19 protein-coding genes are annotated in these 21,347 nt (G+C 71.0%); 10 read left to right on the forward strand and 9 right to left on the reverse strand.

Features of this window, described 5'->3' with window-relative positions; all coding sequences use genetic code 11:
• Positions 1-183: 183 nt before the first annotated feature.
• The 5 genes from ACWGKJ_RS08745 to ACWGKJ_RS08765 form a co-directional block, all read right to left on the reverse strand.
• Positions 184-924 carry an alpha/beta hydrolase gene (locus ACWGKJ_RS08745; RefSeq protein ID WP_453315695.1) on the reverse strand — a complete coding sequence of 247 codons (741 nt, stop codon included), beginning with the start codon at positions 922-924 and terminating at the stop codon, positions 184-186.
• A gap of 249 nt (positions 925-1,173) precedes the next feature.
• Positions 1,174-1,716, reverse strand: a complete 543-nt coding sequence (locus ACWGKJ_RS08750) for a spore-associated protein A (RefSeq protein ID WP_385032110.1) — start codon at positions 1,714-1,716, stop codon at positions 1,174-1,176.
• A gap of 166 nt (positions 1,717-1,882) precedes the next feature.
• On the reverse strand, positions 1,883-3,733 hold the full coding sequence (gene ilvD, locus ACWGKJ_RS08755; RefSeq protein ID WP_385032107.1) for a dihydroxy-acid dehydratase: 1,851 nt from the start codon (positions 3,731-3,733) through the stop codon (positions 1,883-1,885).
• Between the two features lie 174 nt (positions 3,734-3,907).
• Positions 3,908-4,723 carry a sugar phosphate isomerase/epimerase family protein gene (locus ACWGKJ_RS08760; RefSeq protein ID WP_385032104.1) on the reverse strand — a complete coding sequence of 272 codons (816 nt, stop codon included), beginning with the start codon at positions 4,721-4,723 and terminating at the stop codon, positions 3,908-3,910.
• A 201-nt stretch (positions 4,724-4,924) separates the two neighbouring features.
• Positions 4,925-5,857 carry a Ppx/GppA phosphatase family protein gene (locus ACWGKJ_RS08765; protein ID WP_385032102.1) on the reverse strand — a complete coding sequence of 311 codons (933 nt, stop codon included), beginning with the start codon at positions 5,855-5,857 and terminating at the stop codon, positions 4,925-4,927.
• A gap of 141 nt (positions 5,858-5,998) precedes the next feature.
• On the opposite strand from ACWGKJ_RS08765, the gene ACWGKJ_RS08770 reads away from it, so the two are divergent.
• Positions 5,999-6,799, forward strand: a complete 801-nt coding sequence (locus ACWGKJ_RS08770) for a hypothetical protein (protein WP_385032099.1) — start codon at positions 5,999-6,001, stop codon at positions 6,797-6,799.
• A gap of 131 nt (positions 6,800-6,930) precedes the next feature.
• Here the strand turns inward: ACWGKJ_RS08770 and ACWGKJ_RS08775 are convergent, their stop codons facing one another.
• Complete coding sequence (locus tag ACWGKJ_RS08775) at positions 6,931-8,643, reverse strand: BACON domain-containing protein (RefSeq protein WP_385032096.1); 1,713 nt, start codon at positions 8,641-8,643, stop codon at positions 6,931-6,933.
• Between the two features lie 229 nt (positions 8,644-8,872).
• On the opposite strand from ACWGKJ_RS08775, the gene radA reads away from it, so the two are divergent.
• Positions 8,873-10,270, forward strand: a complete 1,398-nt coding sequence (gene radA / locus ACWGKJ_RS08780; protein WP_385032093.1) for a DNA repair protein RadA — start codon at positions 8,873-8,875, stop codon at positions 10,268-10,270.
• 56 nt (positions 10,271-10,326) lie between these two features.
• Positions 10,327-11,478: a DNA integrity scanning diadenylate cyclase DisA gene (disA, locus tag ACWGKJ_RS08785; RefSeq protein WP_385032090.1), complete on the forward strand. Its 1,152-nt coding sequence runs from the start codon at positions 10,327-10,329 to the stop codon at positions 11,476-11,478.
• 281 nt (positions 11,479-11,759) lie between these two features.
• On the opposite strand, the gene ACWGKJ_RS08790 is transcribed toward disA, so the two are convergent.
• Positions 11,760-12,608 carry a hypothetical protein gene (locus ACWGKJ_RS08790; RefSeq protein ID WP_385032113.1) on the reverse strand — a complete coding sequence of 283 codons (849 nt, stop codon included), beginning with the start codon at positions 12,606-12,608 and terminating at the stop codon, positions 11,760-11,762.
• 183 nt (positions 12,609-12,791) lie between these two features.
• Here ACWGKJ_RS08790 and ACWGKJ_RS08795 point away from each other — a divergent pair, with 183 nt between their 5' ends.
• The 6 genes from ACWGKJ_RS08795 (at position 12,792) to cseC (ending at position 18,115) form a co-directional block, all read left to right on the forward strand.
• The gene (locus tag ACWGKJ_RS08795) at positions 12,792-13,400 is read left to right on the forward strand and encodes a phosphatase PAP2 family protein (protein ID WP_385032087.1); all 609 of its coding nucleotides are present in this window, start codon (positions 12,792-12,794) and stop codon (positions 13,398-13,400) included.
• Positions 13,401-13,415: 15 nt separating this feature from the next.
• The gene (locus ACWGKJ_RS08800; protein ID WP_385032084.1) at positions 13,416-14,435 is read left to right on the forward strand and encodes an HhH-GPD family protein; all 1,020 of its coding nucleotides are present in this window, start codon (positions 13,416-13,418) and stop codon (positions 14,433-14,435) included.
• 260 nt (positions 14,436-14,695) lie between these two features.
• Positions 14,696-15,247, forward strand: a complete 552-nt coding sequence (locus tag ACWGKJ_RS08805) for a SigE family RNA polymerase sigma factor (RefSeq protein WP_266854649.1) — start codon at positions 14,696-14,698, stop codon at positions 15,245-15,247.
• The gene (locus tag ACWGKJ_RS08810; RefSeq protein WP_385032080.1) at positions 15,235-15,978 is read left to right on the forward strand and encodes a hypothetical protein; all 744 of its coding nucleotides are present in this window, start codon (positions 15,235-15,237) and stop codon (positions 15,976-15,978) included. The genes ACWGKJ_RS08805 and ACWGKJ_RS08810 overlap by 13 nt, the downstream gene beginning before the upstream one ends.
• 12 nt (positions 15,979-15,990) lie before the next feature.
• Complete coding sequence (gene cseB, locus ACWGKJ_RS08815) at positions 15,991-16,689, forward strand: two-component system response regulator CseB (RefSeq protein ID WP_385032078.1); 699 nt, start codon at positions 15,991-15,993, stop codon at positions 16,687-16,689.
• A gap of 112 nt (positions 16,690-16,801) precedes the next feature.
• Entirely contained in the window at positions 16,802-18,115 is a 1,314-nt protein-coding gene (gene cseC / locus ACWGKJ_RS08820; protein ID WP_385032075.1) for a two-component system sensor histidine kinase CseC, read from the forward strand.
• A 123-nt stretch (positions 18,116-18,238) separates the two neighbouring features.
• Here the strand turns inward: cseC and ACWGKJ_RS08825 are convergent, their stop codons facing one another.
• On the reverse strand, positions 18,239-19,789 hold the full coding sequence (locus ACWGKJ_RS08825) for an MDR family MFS transporter (RefSeq protein WP_385032072.1): 1,551 nt from the start codon (positions 19,787-19,789) through the stop codon (positions 18,239-18,241).
• 130 nt (positions 19,790-19,919) lie between these two features.
• On the opposite strand from ACWGKJ_RS08825, the gene ACWGKJ_RS08830 reads away from it, so the two are divergent.
• Positions 19,920-20,492 (forward strand): TetR/AcrR family transcriptional regulator, encoded by a 573-nt coding sequence (locus ACWGKJ_RS08830; protein ID WP_385032069.1) that lies wholly within the window; start codon positions 19,920-19,922, stop codon positions 20,490-20,492.
• Positions 20,493-20,525: 33 nt separating this feature from the next.
• Here ACWGKJ_RS08830 and ACWGKJ_RS08835 read toward each other — a convergent pair whose 3' ends face one another.
• A complete protein-coding gene (locus ACWGKJ_RS08835; protein ID WP_385032066.1) occupies positions 20,526-21,218 on the reverse strand; it encodes a M23 family metallopeptidase in 693 nt (230 codons plus the stop codon).
• Between the last annotated feature and the right edge of the window lie 129 nt (positions 21,219-21,347).

Consider the following 21,347-nt stretch of genomic DNA (forward strand, 5'->3'; position numbering starts at 1 on the left):
GCTCTGTCGGCCGGAGCGGCGGTCCTCGCGGTGCCGTCGCCGTTGTCGCGGTGCTCGCCGTTGCCGTGCTCGCCGTTGTCGCTCACGGCCCGATTATCCCCCGCCGCCGTGCGGCGGACGGCCGCTGGGGTCCGGCGGCGGTGTCCGCCGGCGGGGCTGATCCGTGGCTGGGTGGCTAGGTGGCTAGCGCAGATGCCGGGTGAAGAACTGGGCTGCGGCCTCTCCGGCGAACCGCGGCACGCCGGTATGCCCGCCCAGGTGGGCGTGCAGGGACTTCTCCCGGGAGCCGAAGGCGTCGAACAGGTCCAGGGCCGTCTGCCGGTCGTTCCCTTCGTCGTCCCACTGCAGAAGGACATGCAGGGGAATGGTGACCCGCCGGGCCTCGTCGAACATGGCGCGTGGCACGAGACTCCCCGCGAAGAGGCCGGCGGCCACGATGCGTGGCTCGACCACGGCGAGCCGGATGCCGATGGAGATCACTCCGCCCGAGTACCCGACCGGGCCGCCGATCCCGGGCAGCGCCAGGAGTGCGTCCAGGGCGGCCTGCCATTCCGGGACCGCCTTGTCGACCAGCGGGAGGACGAGGGCGTCGACGATCTCGTCGCCGACCGGCTCGCCTGCCTCCCGCGCCCGGCGCAGTGCGGCGCGGGCCTGCTCGGCGGCGGCCCAACGGGGCCGGTCGCCGCTCCCGGGGAGCTCGATGGTGGCCGCGGCGAAGCCGTCCGCCGCGGCGCGCCGGGCCCGCGCCGCCAGTCGCGGGTACATCCTGTGCAGTCCGAGTGTGGGGTGGCCGAGCAGGATCAGCGGCACCGGTGCGGTTTCGGATGCGGACGCGGGCGTCCACAGGATGCCGGGGATCTCGCCGAGGGTGAATACACGCTCGATGACGCCGTCGTCGAGGCGCTGTTCAGAAGTGACATGCATGGTCGTGCCTTTCGGGAGAGCTCGGAAAACAGCGCTCCCGGACGACCTGTCGCCCTACCGTGACCCGGAGGAGAGCACCCATGTGAATTCGTTCACGGGTACCACCTCCTCGTTCTCTTGCACGGCCTCCGCGAAGGTAGCAGTGGTCGCCGTGGTCCGTCGACCGGGTTTCGCGGAGGCTCCGGGGCGGTCGAGGGCGTGGTCGGGTACTGCGGGCCTGCTGCGGGCCCGGGTGACGGCGTCTGCGGTTCAGCCGCAGTGGGCCCATGGGCTGGTGTACGTGTACGTACCGACGCCGGCCTCGATCGTGCCGCCCCATCGCACGCAGGTGTGGGCAGCCCTGAACCGTACCGGGCCCGCGTACGAGGAGTACCGGCCCTGGTCCTCGGCCCGGCCCCGGCCGTCGCCCCGGACGTCGATCCACGCCCCGGTCGGCAGGGACATACGGGCGGTGGCGCGGCTGTGGTCGGTTACGACGCAGTTGTAGCCGGTTCTCGCGTTGTAGAGGAGATGGACGCGGGCGAATTCGACCCGCCCGTTGGTGAAGGTGTGGGAGTCGGTCTGCCGGTAGCCGGATCCGCAGATGCTCGCGGGTGTCGCTGCCTGGGCCGGAGCGGGTGCCGCGGTCACGGCATGTGCCGGTGCCGGGGCCGCGGCGGGTGCCGGTGCCGCAGCGGGTGCCGGTGCCGCGGTCGCCGGGAGGAGGCCGGTCGCCGCGAAGGCGCCGACGGCTGCCGCGATGACGGCCAACCTCTGGATGGAGTGACGCAAAGTGCCCCCAATTGTGGCCATTGCAGGGGATTACAGGGAAGGGGGCAGCGTAACGCAACGGCCCGGACACACACCGTGAGGGAGTGGTGTGGGCCCGGGCCGGACGGTCGGACGTGGTGGGTCGGACGGGTCGGAAGTGGTGGGTGGTGCGGGTCGGAAGGGTCGGACGTGACGGGTGGTGCGGTGGTCAGCCGAGCTTCGTCACGTCGCGGACGGCTCCGCGGTCGGCGCTGGTCGCCATCGCCGCGTACGCCTTCAGCGCCTGCGAGACCTTGCGGTCACGGTTCTTCGGGGCGTACACACCCTTCAGCGCGGCCCGGCGTGTCTCCAGCTCCTCATCGGAGACCAGGAGTTCGATCGAGCGGTCCGGGATCGCGATACGGATCCGGTCGCCGTCCTCGACCAGCGCGATCGTGCCGCCCGCGGCCGCCTCCGGCGAGGCGTGGCCGATCGACAGACCCGACGTACCGCCCGAGAAGCGCCCGTCGGTGACCAGCGCGCAGACCTTGCCGAGGCCACGGCCCTTGAGGAACGACGTCGGGTAGAGCATCTCCTGCATGCCGGGGCCGCCCTTGGGGCCCTCGTAGCGGATTACGACGACATCGCCCGCGGTGATCTCCTTGCGGAGGATCTTGTCGACGGCCTCCTCCTGGGACTCGCAGACCACGGCCGGGCCCTCGAAGTTCCAGATCGACTCATCGACACCCGCCGTCTTCACGACACAGCCGTCGACCGCCAGATTGCCCTTGAGGACCGCGAGACCGCCGTCCTTGGAGTACGCGTGCTCCGCGTCGCGGATGCAGCCGCCCGCCGCGTCGGTGTCCAGGCTCTCCCACCGCTCGGACTGTGAGAACGCCTCTGCGGAGCGGACACAGCCGGGGGCCGCGTGCCACAGCTCGACTGCCTCGGCCGAGGGTGAACCACCGCGCACGTCCCAGGTCTTCAGCCAGTCCGCCAGCGACGGCGAGTGGACCGAGTGGACGTCCTCGTTGAGCATCCCGCCCCGGTACAGCTCCCCCAGGATCGCGGGGATACCGCCGGCCCGGTGCACGTCCTCCATGTAGTACGTACCACCGGGGGCGACATTCGGCGCGACCTTGGACAGGCACGGGACCCGGCGCGAGACCTCGTCCATCTCGGCGAGTCCGTAGGGCAGTTCGGCCTCCTGCGCGGCCGCCAGCAGATGCAGGATCGTGTTGGTCGAGCCGCCCATCGAGATGTCGAGCGCCATCGCGTTGTCGAAGGCGGCACGGGTGCCGATGGAGCGCGGCAGTACGGTCTCGTCGTCCTGCTCGTAGTAGCGCTTCGCGATCTCCACGACCGTACGGCCCGCGTTCTCGTACAGCGCCTTGCGGGCCGTGTGCGTGGCCAGCACCGAGCCGTTGCCCGGCAGCGCCAGGCCGAGCGCCTCGGTCAGGCAGTTCATCGAGTTGGCCGTGAACATGCCCGAACAGCTGCCGCAGGTCGGGCAGGCGTTCTCCTCGATCCGCAGGATGTCCTCGTCCGAGACGTCCTCGTTCACCGCGTCGCTGATCGCGTTGATCAGGTCCAGCTTGCGGACCGTACCGTCGACCAGCGTCGCCCGGCCGGCCTCCATCGGACCGCCGGAGACGAAGACCGTCGGGATGTTGAGACGCATCGCCGCGTTCAGCATGCCCGGAGTGATCTTGTCGCAGTTCGAGATGCAGATCAGGGCGTCCGCGCAGTGCGCCTCGACCATGTACTCGACACTGTCCGCGATCAGGTCACGCGAGGGGAGGCTGTAGAGCATCCCGCCATGACCCATCGCGATACCGTCGTCGACCGCGATCGTGTTGAACTCGCGCGGCACCGCGCCCGCCGCCTTGATCGCCTCGGAGACGATCCGGCCGACCGGCTGGAGGTGGGTGTGGCCCGGCACGAACTCCGTGAACGAGTTCGCCACCGCGATGATCGGCTTACCGATGTCCGCGCTCGCTACCCCCGAGGCTCGCATGAGGGCACGGGCGCCCGCCATATTGCGGCCGTGGGTGACTGTGCGGGACCTCAGCTCGGGCATCGTGGCTCGCTCCTTAGACAGATGTGACTGCCGTCGAGCGTACGCCTGCCCTCCAAGATCCGGACACGTCGTCCGGATGACGGGATCGGGGGCCGCAGCATCGCGGGTCCGGTCGTGCGGTGGCCGGCTCCTGTCGCGGGCCGGTCAGGGGTGGCCGGATCCGTGACGGGCCGGTCAGGGGTGGCGCGTCCGGGTGGCCAGATGGAGGCGGGTGAAGGCGAGGGCCTCCGCCAGGTCCGCCTCGCGCTCCGCGGTGGACATCGCGCGGCGGGTGTTGACCTCGATGACGACATGGCCGTCGAAGCCGCTGCCCGCGAGCCCCTCCAGCAGCTCGGCGCAGGGCTGCGTACCACGGCCCGGCACCAGGTGCTCGTCCTTGCCGGAGCCGCGGCCGTCCGCCAGGTGCACATGGGCCAGCCGCTTTCCCATCCGGCCGATCATCGCCATGGCGTCGGTGCGGGCGGTGGCGGTGTGCGAGAGGTCGGCCGTGAAGTGGCGGTAGTCGTCGTGGGTGACGTCCCAGTCGGGGGCGTACGCGAGCATCTCGCGGTCCCGGTAGCGCCACGGGTACATGTTCTCCACGGCGAAGCGCACATCGGTCTCGTCGGCCATCCGCCAGATGCCGTCCACGAATTCACGTGCGTAATTGCGCTGCCAGCGGAAGGGCGGATGGACGACGACCGTGGAGGCGCCGAGCCGTTCGGCGGCGGACCTGGCGCGCTGGAGTTTGGTCCAGGGGTCGGTCGACCAGACCCGCTGGGTGATCAGCAGACATGGCGCGTGTACGGCGAGGACCGGCATGCGGTAGTGGTCGGAGAGTCTGCGCAGGGCCTCGACGTCCTGGCTGACGGGGTCCGTCCACACCATGACCTCGACACCGTCGTAGCCGAGGCGCGCGGCGATCTCGAAGGCCGTCGCCGTCGACTCCGGATACACGGAGGCCGTGGACAGCGCGACCTTCGCATCCGGGATGCGCACTGGTTCTGCCACGCAAGACAGCGTACGGGCCGGGTCCGCGGTCGCCCGTGCGGGATCCGGGCCGGAACCGGGATCGGGACCGGGACCGGGGTCACGGCCGGGGCCCAGCGGAGCGGACCAGACCTGACGGGGCCTGCTGACCGGGGCCGGGCGGGGGCCTGACCGGGGCCTGACCAGAGCGGGGCGAGGGCCCGACCGGAGCCGGGCGACGGCCTATCGGACCGGCAGATGGTCGAGGCGGCGCAGGATGACCCCCTCGCGCAACGCCCAGGGGCAGATCTCCAGCTCCTCGGCGCCGAGCAGGTCCATCGCGCCCTCCGCGACCAGCGCGCCCGCGAGCAGCTGGGAGGCGCGGTCCGCGGAGACCCCGGGCAGCCGGGCGCGCTCGGCCGAGGTCATCGCGGCGAGCCTGGGGACCCACTCCTCAAGCGACTTACGGCTCAGGCCACGCGGTACGTAAGGGCCGTCGGCGGAGCGTGCGGCGCCCGCGATGCGCGACAGCTGCTTGAAGGTCTTGGAGGTCGCGACCACCCGGTCCGGCCTGCCGAAGCGGGTGAACTCCCCCACGGTTCTGGCGATCTCCGCGCGGACATGGCGGCGCAGCGCCCTGACGTCCCGCGGGTCCGGCGGATCGCCCGGCAGCCAGGACTGGGTCAGCCGGCCGGCGCCCAGCGGCAGCGACACGGCCGCGTCGGGGTCCTCGTCGATGCCGTACGCGATCTCCAGTGAGCCGCCGCCGATGTCGAGCAGCAGGAGCCGCCCCGCGGACCAGCCGCACCAGCGGCGGGCCGCGAGGAAGGTGAGCCGGGCCTCGTCGGCGCCGGTGAGGACCTGGAGGTCGACACCGGTCTCGTCGCGCACCCGGGTGAGGACATGGTCGGCGTTGGCGGCCTCGCGCACCGCCGACGTGGCGAACGACAGGACGCTCTCGGCGCCCTTGTCCTCGGCGGCCTGGAGGGCGTCACCGACGGTGGCGACCAGCCGGTCCACGCCGTCGGGCCCGATCGCGCCCTCGCCGTCGAGCAGTTCGGCCAGGCGCAGCCCCACCTTGTGCGAGTGCGCGGGCAGCGGGCGGGCGCCGGGGTGGGCGTCGACCACCAGCAGGTGAACGGTGTTCGAACCGACGTCGAGGACTCCGAGTCTCATGGGCGGAACGCTACTGGGCAGGCGCGAGCGGGTGTCCCTTCGGGCCATGTGGGTATCCCTGCGGGCCACGTGGGTATCCCGTCGGGCCGAGCGGGTGGCCGTTCGGGCCGATGGGCGCGGTGTCCCCGTACGCTGGGTGATGTGCCGAAGACGAAAAAGGCGAAGCCGGGCAAAATCGCCGGGCAGCCGAAGCCGAAGAGTGACGAGCAGGGCCTGGATTTCGCCCGCGCCTGGGTCGAGTTCCCGGACCCGGCCGACGACGAACAGGTCTTCCGCTGCGACCTGACCTGGCTCACCTCACGGTGGACCTGCATCTTCGGCAGCGGTTGCCAGGGCATCGAGGCCGGCCGCGCCGACGACGGCTGCTGCACGCTGGGCGCGCACTTCTCGGACGAGGAGGACGAGGAGCGGGTGGCCGGCCATGTGGCGCGGCTGACGCCGGAGCTCTGGCAGTTCCACGACGTGGGTACGGACTCGGGCTGGGTGCAGCTCGACGAGGACGGCGAGCGCCAGACCCGCCGCTGGAAGGGTTCCTGCATCTTCCAGAACCGGCCCGGGTTCGCGGGCGGCGCGGGGTGCTCGCTGCACATCCTGGCGCTGCGCGAGGGCAAGGAGCCGCTGGAGACGAAGCCGGACGTCTGCTGGCAGCTGCCGGTCCGCAGGACGTACGAGTGGATCGACCGGCCGGACGAGTCGCGGGTGCTCCAGATCTCCATCGGCGAGTACGACCGGCGCGGCTGGGGTCCCGGGGGCCACGATCTGCACTGGTGGTGCACGTCGGCGACGTCCGCGCACGGCGCGGGCGACCCGGTCTATGTGACGTACCGGCCGGAGCTGATCGAGCTGATGGGCGCACCGGCCTACGAGCGGCTGGTGGAGCTGTGCGAGGAGCGGGTCGCCGCGCTGCTGCCGATGGCTCCGCACCCGGCCGACCCGCGGTAGGGCGGGACCGGCCTCTTACGGCTTGCCGTGGACGGCCCGTCCAGTACGCCTTGTCTGTTACGCCTTGGCCGGCCCTGCGGGAGCGACCAGCCCGGCCCTGTGGGCGGGGCTTGCCGGTTGGCGCTGCTCCGTCACGACGGCGAGGGCGTGTCAGGGGACGACGGCGGTGGTGTCGTCGGGGAGTCCGACTCGGTCGGCGTCGGGCTGGGTGTCGGGTCCGAACCGGTCGGAGTGGGTGTCGGGCGGCCCGTAGGAGCCGGGCCTGTCGTCGGACCGTTCGACGGGGTCGGGCTGCCGTGGCCGTGATGACCGTGCCCATGGCCGTGTCCGTGGCCGTGCCCCTGGCCGCCGTCGCTCCACCCGTACCCGCGCATCGAGACGACGGCGCCCGACGGGTCGAAGGCGATCCGGGCCGACCAGGCGCCTGACGGTTCGCCTCGGTGGTCGACGTACACCCGGACCGTGGTCGAGCCGCCCGGCGACAGGACACCCGACGAGCTGCTGAGGTAGAGCCAGGGCGCGCTTCTGGTGGCCGACCAGGAGAGCGGGCGGTCTCCGCCGTTGGTCAGGGTGATCGAGGTGCGGCCGCCGGAGGAGCGGGCCGTGACGGTGAGGCCGCCGGCGGCCACCGCACCGCCTGCCGTCTTCCCGTGGGCCGCGTCCGGGCTGATGACCTCGACGGAGACGTCCGGCGAGCTGCTGTCGTCGGCGAAGGGGGTGTGCTGGCTGCGGGCGTTGCCCGCGTTCTCGTAGTGGTCGTACGGGCTCGCGCTGTTGTCGCCCTTCCCTTCTGCCTCACTCGACGTCACCGAGCCGCCGTGTCCCTCCCCGGTGGAGGGCGCATGCCGGTACGCCACCCACAGCGCGAGCACCGGAGCGGCCACGACGGTCGCGACGACGGTGGTCGTCACGGCGCGCGAACGCAGCCGGTCCCGGCGGGCCGCGCGGTCCTTCGGGTCCATCGGGAATCCGCTGCGGCCGAAGCGCGGGGCATGGCCGCGTGGGGCGTGCAGCATCGCGGTGTACGCGGCGGATCGTTCCGCCACGACCAGCGGCAGGGCCGCCGGGGTGGCGGGTGTGACGGTGGAGCCGGGCCAGGGGCCCGCTGCTCCGGCCCGCTCGGCGACCCGGCGGCAGCGCGGGCAGTCGTCGACGTGCCGGACGAGTTCGCGGCGGAGCGCCGAGGAGAGCAGGACCCGGTGGTCGCCGGTGAGCCGGGCGACGCTCGGGCAGTTGCCGGTCTCGACGACGGCGAGGGCCGCACGGGTCCGCTCGACCTCGCAGGCTCCGGCGGCCAGCAGCTCACGGGCCGCGGCGTGCTCCAGGCCCAGTACGGCGGCGACTTCACGCGGGCCGAGGCCGTGGCGCACCGCGAGCTCCAGCGCCTCGCGCTGCTCGGGGGTGGTACCGGCGGCCTCCGGCCAGGCGAGGGCGGCGAGATCGCGGCGCCGCCGCTCGGCGGCCTCGGCGTCGCCGGGCTGCTCGGGGGCGGGCGCCGGCCCGGGCTCCGGCGTGCGCCCGGCGTGCGCACCGGGCCGCAGCCGCTTCTGCTCGGTGAGTTTGCGCAGGCAGGCCCAGCGCGCGAGGGCGTAGAGCCAGGCACGGCGGCTCTGTTCGCCCGAGGGGCAGCGGCTGAACTGGCGTTCCGCCACGGCCAGCACCTCGCCGAGTACGGCGGTGGCCTCCGCGTGGTCGCACAGGACGGAGAGGCAGTAGGTGAAAAGACCGTCCAGATATGCCTCGTAACGGACCGGCGGCCGCTGTTCCGCCGGGCGGGGGGCTCGCCGGTGCGCCCGGTGTGCGCCGGTGGTGTGCGTCGGATTCTCCAGCCTGCTGCTCGTCACCCGGCCGACGGTAGGCCGCTCATAGCTGCCTCCTAGCACCTCTTGAGGGCATTTAATCCTTACGGGTGAACGTATCCCTCAAAAGGGGACAGGAATCCCCGATTCCGATGACGGATCACCGGGCCTCGCCTCAGCCGCGCGCCGGCCACCGGTCCGCTGTCCGCCTGCTGCCCGCCCGCTGCCCAGGAGCCGTATGTCCGCTGTCGGTGCGGCCGGTTACGGTGGCGCCATGGCCACCCGAGCGAAGACCAGAGAACGGCCGTCCTACCGCTGCACCGAGTGCGGGTACACGACGGCCAAGTGGCTGGGCCGCTGCCCCGAGTGCCAGACGTGGGGGACGGTCGAGGAGCAGGGCGGCGGGCCCGCCGTGCGGACGACGGCGGCCGGTCCGGTCAGCAGCGCCGCCGTCCCCATCGGGCAGGTGGACAGCAGGACGGCGACGGCGCGTTCGACCGGGGTCGCCGAGCTGGACCGGGTGCTCGGCGGCGGTCTGGTGCCCGGCGCCGTGGTGCTGCTCGCCGGGGAGCCGGGCGTCGGCAAGTCCACCCTGCTGCTCGATGTCGCGGCGAAGGCGGCGGGCTCCGACCACCGCACGCTCTATGTGACGGCCGAGGAGTCCGCCAGCCAGGTCAGACTGCGCGCCGACCGGATCCGCGCGATCCACGACCATCTCTATCTGGCCGCCGAGACGGATCTCGCCGCTGTGCTCGGCCATCTCGACGCGGTGAAGCCGTCGCTGCTGGTCCTGGACTCCGTACAGACGGTGGCCTCGTCCGAACTGGACGGCGCGCCCGGCGGTATGGCCCAGGTGCGCGAGGTGGCGGGCGCGCTGATCCGCGCCTCCAAGGAGCGCGGGATGTCCACGCTGCTCGTCGGGCATGTCACCAAGGAGGGCTCCATCGCCGGGCCCCGTCTGCTGGAGCACCTGGTGGACGTCGTGCTCTCCTTCGAGGGCGACCGGCACGCCCGGCTGCGGCTGGTGCGCGGCGTCAAGAACAGATACGGGGCGACCGACGAGGTCGGCTGTTTCGAGCTGCACGACGAGGGCATCACCGGACTCACCGACCCGAGCGGGCTGTTCCTGACGCGCCGTGACGAGCCGGTGCCCGGGACCTGTCTGACGGTCACCCTGGAGGGCAAGCGCCCGCTGGTCGCCGAGGTCCAGGCGCTCACGGTGGACTCGCAGATCCCCTCGCCCCGGCGCACCACGTCCGGTCTTGAGACCTCCCGGGTCTCGATGATGCTCGCCGTCCTCGAACAGCGCGGCAGGATCAGCGCGCTCGGCAAGCGCGACATCTACACGGCGACGGTCGGCGGTGTGAGGCTCACCGAGCCGGCCGCCGACCTGGCCGTCGCCCTGGCCCTGGCCTCCGCCGCCGGGGACGTGCCGCTCCCGAAGAACCTGGTGGCGATCGGCGAAGTGGGCCTCGCGGGCGAGGTCAGAAGGGTCACCGGTGTGCAGCGCAGGCTCGCCGAGGCGCACCGGCTCGGCTTCACCCACGCCCTCGTACCGACCGATCCGGGGAAGGTCCCCGCGGGGATGAAGGTGATCGAGGTGGCGGACATGGGGGACGCGCTGCGGGCCCTCCCGCGCCGTCCGAGGGCCCGCGCTCCTCAGGACGAGTGAGCGCGCCGGTAGACTTTGCCCTGGTCTCGCCTGTCCGTACGAGCCGGAGGAGCGCAGTGGCAGCCAATGACCGAGCAGCACCCGGGAGGTCCGGCGGGAGCTCGTCCGGCAATGAAGCGCTGATGCGTGCCACGCTGAGCGCTGTCGCGCCCGGTACCGCGCTCCGTGACGGCCTGGAGCGCATCCTCCGCGGGAACACCGGCGGTCTGATCGTCCTGGGCATGGACAAGAGCGTCGAGGCCATGTGCACCGGCGGTTTCGTCATGGACGTGGAGTTCGCCGCGACCCGGCTGCGGGAGCTGTGCAAGCTCGACGGCGCGCTGATCCTCGACAAGGATCTGACCAAGATCCTGCGGGCCGGCGTCCAGCTCGTGCCCGACGCGTCGATCCCCACCGAGGAGACCGGCACCCGCCACCGCACGGCCGACCGGGTCTCCAAGCAGTGCGGCTTCCCGGTCGTCTCCGTATCGCAGTCGATGCATCTGATCGCGCTGTACGTGGACGGCGAGCGCCGGGTCCTGGAGGAGTCGGCGGCGATCCTCTCCCGCGCCAACCAGGCGCTGGCCACGCTGGAGCGGTACAAGCTCCGCCTCGACGAGGTCGCCGGCACGCTCTCCGCGCTGGAGATCGAGGACCTGGTGACGGTGCGGGACGTGACGGCGGTCGCGCAGCGCCTGGAGATGGTCCGGCGGATCGCCACCGAGATCGCCGAGTACGTGGTGGAGCTGGGCACCGACGGCCGGCTGCTCTCCTTGCAGCTGGACGAGCTGATCGCGGGGGTCGAGCCGGAGCGGGAGCTGGTGGTCAGGGACTACGTGCCCGAGCCGACCTCTCCCAGGGCCGTCTCGGGGAAGGGCCCACAGCGTTCGCGTACGGTCGCCGACGCGCTGGTCGACCTGAACACGCTCAGCCACACGGAGCTGCTCGAACTGCCGGTGGTGGCAAGGGCGCTGGGGTACAGCGGCTCTCCGGAGACGCTCGACTCGGCGGTGTCGCCGCGCGGTTACCGGCTGCTGGCCAAGGTGCCGAGGCTGCCCGGGGCGATCATCGAGCGGCTGGTCGAGCACTTCGGCGGGCTGCAGAAGCTGCTCGCCGCGAGCGTGGACGATCTGCAGACGGTGGACGGGGTCGGGGAGGCGCGGGCGCGGAGCGTCCGGGAGGGGCTTTCGCGGCTTGCGGAGTCCTCGATCCTGGAGCGGTACGTCTAGGGGCTGACGGTACGTCCAGAGGCCGCACGTCCAGGGCTTTCGGGGCTCCGCCCCGGACCCCGCTCCTCAATCTCCCCCAGCTGACGCTGAGAGGTGCCCCCAGGAGGGGCTTGAGGAAGCCCGGACGGGCTTGAGGATGATGCCCGGAGGGGGTGAGGGTGTCCGGACGGGGTTGAGGGTGCCCGGACGGGGTTGAGGGTGCCCGGACGGGGTTGAGGGTGTCCGGACGGGCTGGTTCCGCCGACCGGTGCAGCCCCTCCTGGGTTCAGCCCCGTCTGCGCTCAGTCCTTCGCCAGGACCACCGATGTCCGCTTCAGCGGCATCCCCGGGGCCTTCGCCTCGACCAGGTATGTGCCGGCTCCCGCCGTCTGCGGACCGGGCTTCGTGCACTTCGGGGCCGACTTCTTGCGGTCCCACTCCACGGTGTGCTTGATGGTGCTGTTGGCCGGGACCTGGATGAGCAGGGACGCTCCGTCCTTCGGGCAGTCCTTGGACGACCAGACGACATGATCGTCCGTGGTCGATGTGATGGTGAACACAGTGGCCTTGGGACCGAAGTTGACCTTGCAGGCCGTCCCCGAGGTGTTCTTGGCGATCAGGTCGAACTTCAGCTTCTCGCCCGGCGGGTAGCTGTTCTTGGGGTTGTGCAGCGTCAACTTGACCGCTCCCGCAGTGCAGTCGGGGAGGCTGGAGCCCGCGGGGACCCGCGCCCCTTCGCTGGTTCCTCCGGTACTCGCGTCCGAACCGCCGCCGCCGCCCGATCCGTTGGCACCGTCGCCGCCGCCCGGGCCCGTACCGCCGGACCCGCCGCTCCCGTCGTCGGACTCGCCGGAACCGGAGCCCGATCCCGAGCCGCCGTCCGATCCGGATGACGAACCCGAGCCGCCGGAGCCGCCCGAACCACCGCTGCCGCCCGGCGCTTGGCTGATCGCGGGACCCGTACCGGACGGGCCCGGGGTGATCGAGGGCGCGGGGCCCGCCCCCTTAGCGCCCGGACTGCCGTGCTTTCCGCCGCCGCCCGATGTGAGCATCCACACGACGAGCAGGGCGAGCAGCGCAACCAGAGTCGCCGCTACTGCCCTCCGTCGCCAGTAGATGGAGGAGGGAAGCGGCCCGACCGGATTGCGCATAGATCCCACGGCGCAAACTGTACGAGAGATCAGACCCAACTCAGGCCCCACCCGCCGCCGTCCGTACAACTTTTACGGATCATCATTCCGCAGACCGCGCCGGGTGCCCCCGTCACATGCCGCCTGGAGCCGCCAAGATCGCTCGCGGTCACTGCTCCTGGATGATTCATACTGTCCGTCACCATGGACAGTTCTTCCGAGCTCTACCGAAACATCCTCGAATTCGCCCACTCCACGCCCTCCTGGGTGCAGCAGCTCATGGAGCTGTGGACCGAGGGCGGACTGCTGCTCTTCGCCGTACTGTTCGTCGTCGTGTGGTGGCGGGCGCGTACGGCGTCGGCACAGGCGATGACGCTGGCGCTGCTCGCCCCGCTGGGCACCGCGATCGCGTACGTCCTCAGTGAGGTGCTGAAGACGGTGATCCACGAGGACCGCCCGTGCCGGGCCGTCGCCGGGGCGATGAAACCGCTCATCGACTGCCCGGCGCAGGGCGACTGGTCCTTCCCCAGCAACCACTCGATCATCGCGGCGGCCGCGGCGGTCGGTCTCTCGCTGGCCATGGTGCGGCTGGTCTGGCTGACCGTGCCGGTGGCGTTGCTGATGGCGTTCTCGCGGGTCTTCGTCGGTGTGCACTATCCGCATGACGTGATCGTCGGGCTGATCCTGGGTGCCCTCATCGCACTGCTCGCGTCCGAGTGGCTGACCAGGCCCGTACGGTCGCTGGTGGAGACGGCCCGGTCGAGCGACATCAGCGTGGCGGCCCGGTTCATGGGGCCGGGTGCCCCGAGCTGAGAGGATTGGTGTGCCATGACTGCAACCACTGAGACCACCGAGACCGCTGAGACCCCTCAGACTGCTGAGACCTCCCAGACCGCTGAGACCGCCGGGGCCGCTGAATCTGCGGAGGCCGCTGAGTCCGCTGAGTCCGCCGGGACTTCGGCATCCGCCGCCTCCGCCGCCGGGCTGCACTCGGCCGTCCTCACCTGGTTCGGCGCGAACGCACGCGATCTGCCCTGGCGCCGCCCCGAGGCCGGCGCGTGGGGTGTCATGGTCAGCGAGTTCATGCTCCAGCAGACCCCTGTCGTACGCGTGCTGCCGGTGTACGAGCAGTGGCTGGCCCGCTGGCCCCGCCCGGCCGACCTGGCGGCCGAGCCCCCCGGCGAGGCCGTACGCGCCTGGGGCAGGCTCGGATATCCGCGCCGCGCCCTGCGTCTGCACGGAGCGGCACGGGCCATCACGGAGCGGCACGGCGGCGACGTGCCGTCCGAGCACGGGCAGCTGATCTCGCTGCCCGGTATCGGCGAGTACACGGCCGCGGCCGTCGCCTCCTTCGCGTACGGCAGGCGCCATGCGGTCCTGGACACCAATGTGCGGCGGGTCTTCGCCCGCGCGGTCACCGGCGTGGAGTACCCGCCGAACGCCACCACGGCCGCCGAACGCAGGCTGGCCCGTGCGCTGCTCCCCGACGACGAGACCACGGCGGCCCGCTGGGCGGCGGCCTCCATGGAGCTGGGCGCGCTGGTCTGCACCGCCAAGAGCCCCGAGTGCGGGCGCTGCCCCATCGCGGCCGAGTGTGTCTGGCGGCTGGCCGGCAAACCGGCGCACACCGGGGCGCCGCGGCGCGGACAGACCTACGCCGGTACGGACCGCCAGGTGCGCGGCAAGCTCCTCGCGGTGTTGCGGGATGCCTCGGAACCCGTACCGCAGTCGCAGCTCGACAGGGTGTGGCACGAGCCCGTCCAGCGGGCCCGCGCGCTCGACGGGCTGGTCGCCGACGGACTGGTGGAGCCGCTGGCGGACGGCCTCTACCGGCTTCCGCTCACCTGAACCGGCCCTAACCGGTCCGAACCGGTCCTGAACCAGTCCCGAACCGGCCGGTTTCTCCGCCTGAACCGGCCCGCCGTTCATCTGAACCGAACGGTTCTATCCAGTTGCCCCCGGGTTAAACCTGATCTCCGTTACACAACCGATGGGCAGCCGTGCGTCTGCCGACGGCTGGTACGCACAGCTCCGTGACAACGCCTCCGTAGCTTCATGGACAGACCACAGAACAGCGTGAACACGGGGAACGACGGAGGCGGTTGGCTATGGCTCACGGCGAGGTGCTCGAATTCGAGGAGTACGTACGCACCAGGCAGGACGCCCTGCTGCGGAGCGCCCGCCGGCTGGTGCCCGACCCCGTCGACGCCCAGGACCTGCTGCAGACCGCACTGGCGCGCACCTACCGCCGCTGGGAGGGCATCGCCGACAAGTCGCTGGCCGACGCCTATCTCCGCCGCGTCATGATCAACACTCGTACGGAGTGGTGGCGTGCCCGCAGGCTGGAGGAGGTCCCCACCGAGCAGCTGCCCGACGCGAGCGTCGAGGACGGCACGGAGCAGCACGCCGACCGGGCCCTTCTGATGGACATCCTGAAGGTGCTCGCTCCCAAGCAGCGCAGTGTGGTCGTCCTGCGACACTGGGAGCAGATGAGCACCGAGGAGACGGCTGCCGCACTCGGTATGTCTGCCGGTACGGTGAAGAGCACACTGCACCGGGCCCTCGCACGGCTCCGGCAGGAGCTGGAGAGCCGGGACATCGACGCGCGTGCGCTGATCCGTGGGGAACAAGAGATGGGGCGGGAGCGGTGCGCGGCCTGACAGAGGACCCGGAGGACGGTCCGGAAGGCCCCGGGGACGACGGCCGGGGCAAGGGTGCCGGAAGAACCAGAAGAACCAGAAGAAGGGGCACCTTCGCGGCGGGCGTCACGGCGGTGGCCGGGCTCGCCGTGGTCGGGCTGTTCGTGGCCGGCTGCGACTCGGGCGGTACGGGGACCCGCGACGAGGGGGCGGCCCATTCGGTGCCCGCGGTCGCGCCCTCGAAGGCGCCGGGTTCGGCGGCGGCCACCCGGCCGGGCGAGCGGGTGAACGCGGTGGAGCTGCTGAAGCAGGACTCCACGGTCAGCTCGGCGGTCAAGCGCGACCTGAAGCCGTGCTCGGGCAGCGACTACCCGGTCGATGTCTCGTACGCGCGGCTGACCGGCGGTGACGTCGCCGATGTGGTGGTGAACGTGATGACCTGCCGCAGCGCGGTGGGGGTCGCCACCTACGTCTACCGCGCGCAGGGCGGGGCGTACAAGAACGTCTTCGCCTCGGAGGCCGCGCCCGTCTACTCCGAGATCGACCGGGGCGATCTCGTCGTGACGAAGCAGCAGTACGCGAAGGGCGACTCGATGTCGTACGCGTCGAGCGAGGACGTCATCACGTACCACTGGACGAACAACAAGTTCGCGCAGACGGACGCCGTGCACACCGACTTCAGCCGGGCGGTGGGCGACGGGGACGCCGACGGAGATCCTGACCCGTCCTCCACCAGCCCCACAGGCAACTGAGAGAGCAGCGGTATGGCCGAGACCCATGTCCTCTTCGTCGAGGACGACGATGTGATCCGCGAGGCGACCCAGCTCGCCCTTGAGCGGGACGGCTTCCGCGTCACCGCGATGCCCGACGGGCTCTCCGGGCTCGATGCGTTCCGGACGAACCAGCCGGACATCGCCCTGCTCGATGTCATGGTGCCGGGGCTGGACGGGGTCTCCCTGTGTCGCCGGATCCGTGACCAGTCGACCGTCCCCGTGATCATGCTGTCGGCGCGCGCCGACTCGATCGACGTGGTGCTCGGGCTGGAGGCCGGGGCCGACGACTATGTGACGAAGCCGTTCGACGGTGCGGTGCTCGTGGCCCGTATCCGCGCGGTACTCCGCCGGTTCGGGCATGCGAGCGGCGCCGGTACGGACAGTGGCGCGGAGCCGGACGAGCGCGGGGTGCTGGCCTTCGGCGACATCGAGGTCGACACGGAGGGCATGGAGGTGCGCAAGGGCGGCGCCCATGTGGCACTGACCCCGACCGAGATGCGGCTGCTGCTCGAATTCTCCTCGGCGCCCGGCACGGTGCTCTCCCGCGACAAGCTCCTGGAGCGGGTCTGGGACTACGGCTGGGGCGGTGACACCAGAGTGGTGGACGTCCATGTGCAGCGGCTGCGGACGAAGATCGGGCAGGACCGGATCGAAACGGTCCGCGGCTTCGGGTACAAGCTGAAGGCATGAAGCACCCCGCCCTGCGCACCGGCGTCCGGTGGCTGCATCCCCCGGGGGACGACCCCCGGACCCCCGGCCCGGGAAGCCCGGTGGCCGGCCCGCGCCGAACAGGAACGCCGACATGAAGCACCCCGCCCTGCGCACCGGCGTCCGGTGGAAGATCAGCATCGCCATCGCGGGTGTCGGCGCGCTCATCGCTGTCGCGCTCAGCCTCGTCGTCCACAACGCGGCCCGGGTCTCCATGCTCGACAACGCACGGGATACCCAGGTCGTGCGGCTCCAGTTCGCCCTGCGGCTCTTCGAGTCGAAGAAGCAACAGCAGCAGCAACCGCAGATGGGCTCCAAGGTCAACGACCCCGGCCTGCCCAGGGAGCTGCGCCGCCGGGCCGCCGAGAACCGGATCTCCACGCTGGTCGTCGAGCACCCCAACGGCATCCCCGACGTCTGGGCGGCGGCCCCGCTCTCGGACGGTGATGTCCTCTCACTGCACAGCCGTTACGGCAGCAGCGCCTCCGTACTCCAGGACCTCGACCGGGCCCTGATCATCGGCTCGGTCTCGGTGGTGCTCGGGGGCAGCGCGCTGGGTGTGCTGATCGGCGGCCAGCTGTCGCGGCGGCTGCGCAAGGCGGCAGCGGCGGCGACCAAGGTCGCGCAGGGCGGCTCGGACGTCCGGGTGCGGGCCGCCATCGGCGGTTTCGTACGGGACGAGACCGACGAGCTGGCGCGCGCCGTCGACGCGATGACCGACACCCTCCAGGAGCGGGTGGAGGCCGAGCGCCGGGTCACCGCCGATATCGCGCACGAGCTGCGGACGCCGGTGACCGGGCTGCTGACGGCCGCGGAGCTGCTGCCGCCCGGCCGTCCCACGGAGCTGGTACGCAACCGGGCCCAGGCGCTGCGCACCCTGGTCGAGGACGTACTGGAGGTGGCGAGGCTGGACAGCGCGTCCGAGCGGGCCGAGCTGCAGGAGATCGCGCTGGGCGAGTTCGTGAGCCGCCGGGTGACGATCATGGCGCCGGAGGCGGTGGTCCGGGTCGTGCACGAGTCCTGGGTCAACACCGATCCGCGGCGCCTGGAGCGGATCCTCGGCAATCTGCTGGGGAACGCGGCCAAGCACGGCGGAGCCCCGGTGGAGGTCACGGTCGAGGGACGGGTGGTGCGGGTGCGCGACCACGGGCCCGGCTTCCCCGACACACTGCTGCGGGAGGGGCCCAGCCGGTTCCGTACGGGCAGCAGCGACCGGGCGGGGGTCGGGCACGGTCTGGGGCTGACGATCGCGGCCGGGCAGGCCAGGGTGCTCGGCGCCCGGCTGACCTTCCGCAACGCGGCACCGGAGGGCGCGAAGGAGACGGGCGGCGCCATCGCGGTGCTCTGGCTCCCGGAACACGCGCCGACCGTCACCGGAAGCTTCCGCGCCCTGACCCGGCCGTCGTGACACGGGCTCGGCCGGTCACCTTCACGGCCGAAGACGTACACAGCCGAGTGGGCCCCGGACGCATCTCGCGTCCGGGGCCACTTCTCTTCGTACCGGGGCGGGCAGGAACCGCGCTCCCCCGGCCTACAGCTCCTGCACCGGGGCCGGGGCCTCGGGGCCGCCGCGCAGCGCCACCTCCTTGACGAAGACGGCGGCCGCGATCACCGCGACTCCGGCGACGGCGCCCAGCAGGAACCCGCCGTGGGTGCCTGCGGCGACCGCGTACTGGTACGCGTCCCGGGCCTGCTCCGGCAGCTTCGCCAGGCTCGCCGCGTCCAGCTGCGCCGAGGGGAGCGAGACGCCCTTGCCCATCCGCGCGGCCATCTCGTCCTGCACCTTGTTGGTGAAGAGCGCGCCCATGATCGAGACGCCGAAGGAGGAGCCGAGCGTACGGAAGAGGGTGGTAGAGGACGAGGCGACGCCCATGTCCTTCATCTCCACGCTGTTCTGCGCGACCAGCATGGTGATCTGCATCAGGAAGCCCATACCGGCGCCGACCACGGCCATGTAGATGCCGGTCGTCAGACGGGTGGTGTGGACGTCCATCGTGGACAGCAGATACAGCCCGACGACCATCAGGGCGCCGCCCGCGACCGGGAACACCTTGTACTTGCCGGTGTTGGTGGTGATCCGGCCCGCGACGAGCGAGACGGCCATCATCGCCAGCAGCATGGGCATCAGCAGCAGCCCGGAGTTGGTCGCGGACGCGCCCTGCACCGACTGCTGGAACAGCGGCAGGAAGAGCATCGCGCCGAACATCACGAAACCGGTCAGGAAGCCGATGATCGACATCAGCGAGAAGTTCCGGCTGCGGAAGATGTGCAGCGGCACGATCGGCTCGGCGGCCTTGGTCTCCCAGAAGACGAAGCCGATCAGCGCGGCGACGCCGATGAAGATCAGTTCCATGATGATGGCCGAGCCCCAGGCGTACTGCGAACCGCCCCAGGTGGTGACCAGCACGATCGAGACGATGCCGATGGTGAGCAGCGCCGTGCCGAGATAGTCGATCCGGCCGCGGGCGCGCTTCCTCGGCAGGTGCAGCACGGCGGTGACCATGGCGAGCGCGACGGCACCCAGCGGGAGGTTGATGTAGAAGGTCCAGCGCCAGCCGAGGTGGTCCGTGATGGCGCCGCCGACGAGCGGGCCGCCGATCATCGCGACGGCCATGACGCCGGCCATCATGCCCTGGTACTTGCCGCGCTCACGGGGCGGGATCAGATCGCCGATGATCGCCATGACGCCGACCATCAGACCGCCGGCGCCGAGGCCCTGGATCGCCCGGAAGCCGATGAGCTGGCTCATGTCCTGGGCCATACCGCTCGCGGCGGAGCCGATCAGGAAGATCACGATGGAGGAGAGGAAGGCGCCCTTGCGGCCGTACATGTCGCCGATCTTGCCCCAGATGGGCGTGGACGCGGCCGTGGCCAGCGTGTACGCGGTCACCACCCAGGACAGATGTGCCAGTCCGCCCAGTTCGCCGACGATGGTCGGCATCGCGGTGTTCACGATCATGTTGTCGAGCATCGCGAGCAGCATCGCGATCATCAGCGCGAACAGCACCACCCGGACACTGCGCGGCTGCGGTTCGGCCTTGCCTCCCGCTTCCGCTCTCGTCAGTTCTGCGGTTTCCGACACGTACCCCACCACTCCCCTGAACCTGCCGGGTCCGATCCGATACTTACTTGCCGCCCGGCTAGTTTGATTACACTGAGAGAAGGTAGCCTGGCACTAGCCGGGCGTCAAGTAAGTATTGCGGGAGAGCACCATGGGCAGCAGAGGCAACACCCGCCAGCGGATCCAGGATGTCGCGCTGGAGCTCTTCGCCGAGCACGGGTACGAGAAGACCTCGCTCCGGGAGATCGCGGAGAGACTCGATGTCACCAAGGCTGCGCTCTACTACCACTTCAAGACCAAGGAAGACATCCTCATCAGCCTCTTCCATGACCTCTCGGCACCCATCGACGAAGTCATCGCCTGGGGGCAGACGCAGCCCCGCAGCCTGGAGACGAAGAAGGAAGTCCTGCGCCGTTACAGCGAGGCGCTCCGCGGCGTGACCCCGCTGTTCCGCTTCATGCAGGAGAACCAGGGGACGGTACGGGAGCTGAGCGTCGGCGAGAACTTCAAGGACCGGATGCTGCTCCTGATCGATCTGGTCCGGGCACCGGACGCCTCACTGGCCGACCAGGTCCGCTGCTACAGCGCGCTCTTCACCATGCACGCGGGATCGTTCGCGCTGAAAGACGTCGACGGCGACCCCGAGGAGAAGCGCAAGGCTGTCCTCGAAGTCGCCGTCGAACTCATGACCCAGGCCCATCTGGATGCCGATCGGGGGCGTTAGCTCCGCCCCACCGGCTCCCCGCCGGGCCGGCCGTCAGAACTTGACGCCGTGGGCCTTCAGGAACGGGATCGGGTTGAAGCCCGAGCCGTAGTCCGGACCCGTGCGGACCTCGAAGTGCAGGTGCGGGCCGGTCACGTTGCCGGTCGCACCGGACTTGGCGATGACCTGGCCGGTCTTCACGGTCTGGCCTATGTGGACGTCGATCTCCGACAGGTGCGCGTACTGCGAGTACGTGTTGTCGCTGTGCTTGATCTCGATCGCGTTGCCGTAGGCCGGGCCGTCGCCGCCGCCGTTGGGGCCGGCCTTCACGACGGTGCCGCCATGCGCGGCCTTGACCGATGTGCCGGTCGGGACGACGAAGTCCTGGCCCGAGTGCTTGTGGGACCACATGTGGCCGGCCTCGCCGAAGGGCTCACCGAGCACGGGGTGCGCGACGGGCGAGACCCAGGCCTCAGCGGCCTTCTTCGCCGCGGCGGCCTTTTCGGCCTTGGTGGCCTTGGCCGTCTTGGCGGTGTGCTGCGCGGCCTTGGACTGGGCGCTGGCCTGGTGGGCGAGCGCGGTCGCGACGTTCGAGGTCCCTGCGGCGGCGGTGGCCGGGTGTGCGTCGGCAGCGACCGCGACCCCGGCTCCCAGCGCGACCGACACTCCGAGCCCGGCGGCTACGACCGCAGCGCGGGTGCGAAGCGGGGACCGGCGGGACACGTGGGACGTGGTGTGCTTCTGCATACGTGAGATCTCCGTACGTAAGTGGACCCAACCGTTCAGGTCGGGCGGACCACTCATTGGTAACTGATACGTCGAAGCACCCAAAACGCCCATCTACGACGGGGTGTCGTAGGGAAAGTCCGGGACGGG

It is taken from the genome of Streptomyces sp. NPDC054757 (genome assembly GCF_053612185.1).

Excerpts from the sequence above, each read along its gene's own strand:
- ACWGKJ_RS08765 (WP_385032102.1), bottom strand. The coding sequence starts at position 5,857 with ATGAGACTCGGAGTCCTCGACGTCGGTTCGAACACCGTTCACCTGCTG.
- ACWGKJ_RS08830 (WP_385032069.1), top strand. The coding sequence starts at position 19,920 with ATGGGCAGCAGAGGCAACACCCGCCAGCGGATCCAGGATGTCGCGCTG.
- ilvD (WP_385032107.1), bottom strand. The coding sequence starts at position 3,733 with ATGCCCGAGCTGAGGTCCCGCACAGTCACCCACGGCCGCAATATGGCG.
- ACWGKJ_RS08805 (WP_266854649.1), top strand. The coding sequence starts at position 14,696 with ATGGCTCACGGCGAGGTGCTCGAATTCGAGGAGTACGTACGCACCAGG.
- ACWGKJ_RS08835 (WP_385032066.1), bottom strand. The coding sequence starts at position 21,218 with ATGCAGAAGCACACCACGTCCCACGTGTCCCGCCGGTCCCCGCTTCGC.
- ACWGKJ_RS08790 (WP_385032113.1), bottom strand. The coding sequence starts at position 12,608 with ATGCGCAATCCGGTCGGGCCGCTTCCCTCCTCCATCTACTGGCGACGG.
- ACWGKJ_RS08795 (WP_385032087.1), top strand. The coding sequence starts at position 12,792 with ATGGACAGTTCTTCCGAGCTCTACCGAAACATCCTCGAATTCGCCCAC.
- cseC (WP_385032075.1), top strand. The coding sequence starts at position 16,802 with ATGAAGCACCCCGCCCTGCGCACCGGCGTCCGGTGGAAGATCAGCATC.
- ACWGKJ_RS08800 (WP_385032084.1), top strand. The coding sequence starts at position 13,416 with ATGACTGCAACCACTGAGACCACCGAGACCGCTGAGACCCCTCAGACT.
- ACWGKJ_RS08745 (WP_453315695.1), bottom strand. The coding sequence starts at position 924 with ATGCATGTCACTTCTGAACAGCGCCTCGACGACGGCGTCATCGAGCGT.
- ACWGKJ_RS08750 (WP_385032110.1), bottom strand. The coding sequence starts at position 1,716 with ATGGCCACAATTGGGGGCACTTTGCGTCACTCCATCCAGAGGTTGGCC.
- radA (WP_385032093.1), top strand. The coding sequence starts at position 8,873 with ATGGCCACCCGAGCGAAGACCAGAGAACGGCCGTCCTACCGCTGCACC.
- cseB (WP_385032078.1), top strand. The coding sequence starts at position 15,991 with ATGGCCGAGACCCATGTCCTCTTCGTCGAGGACGACGATGTGATCCGC.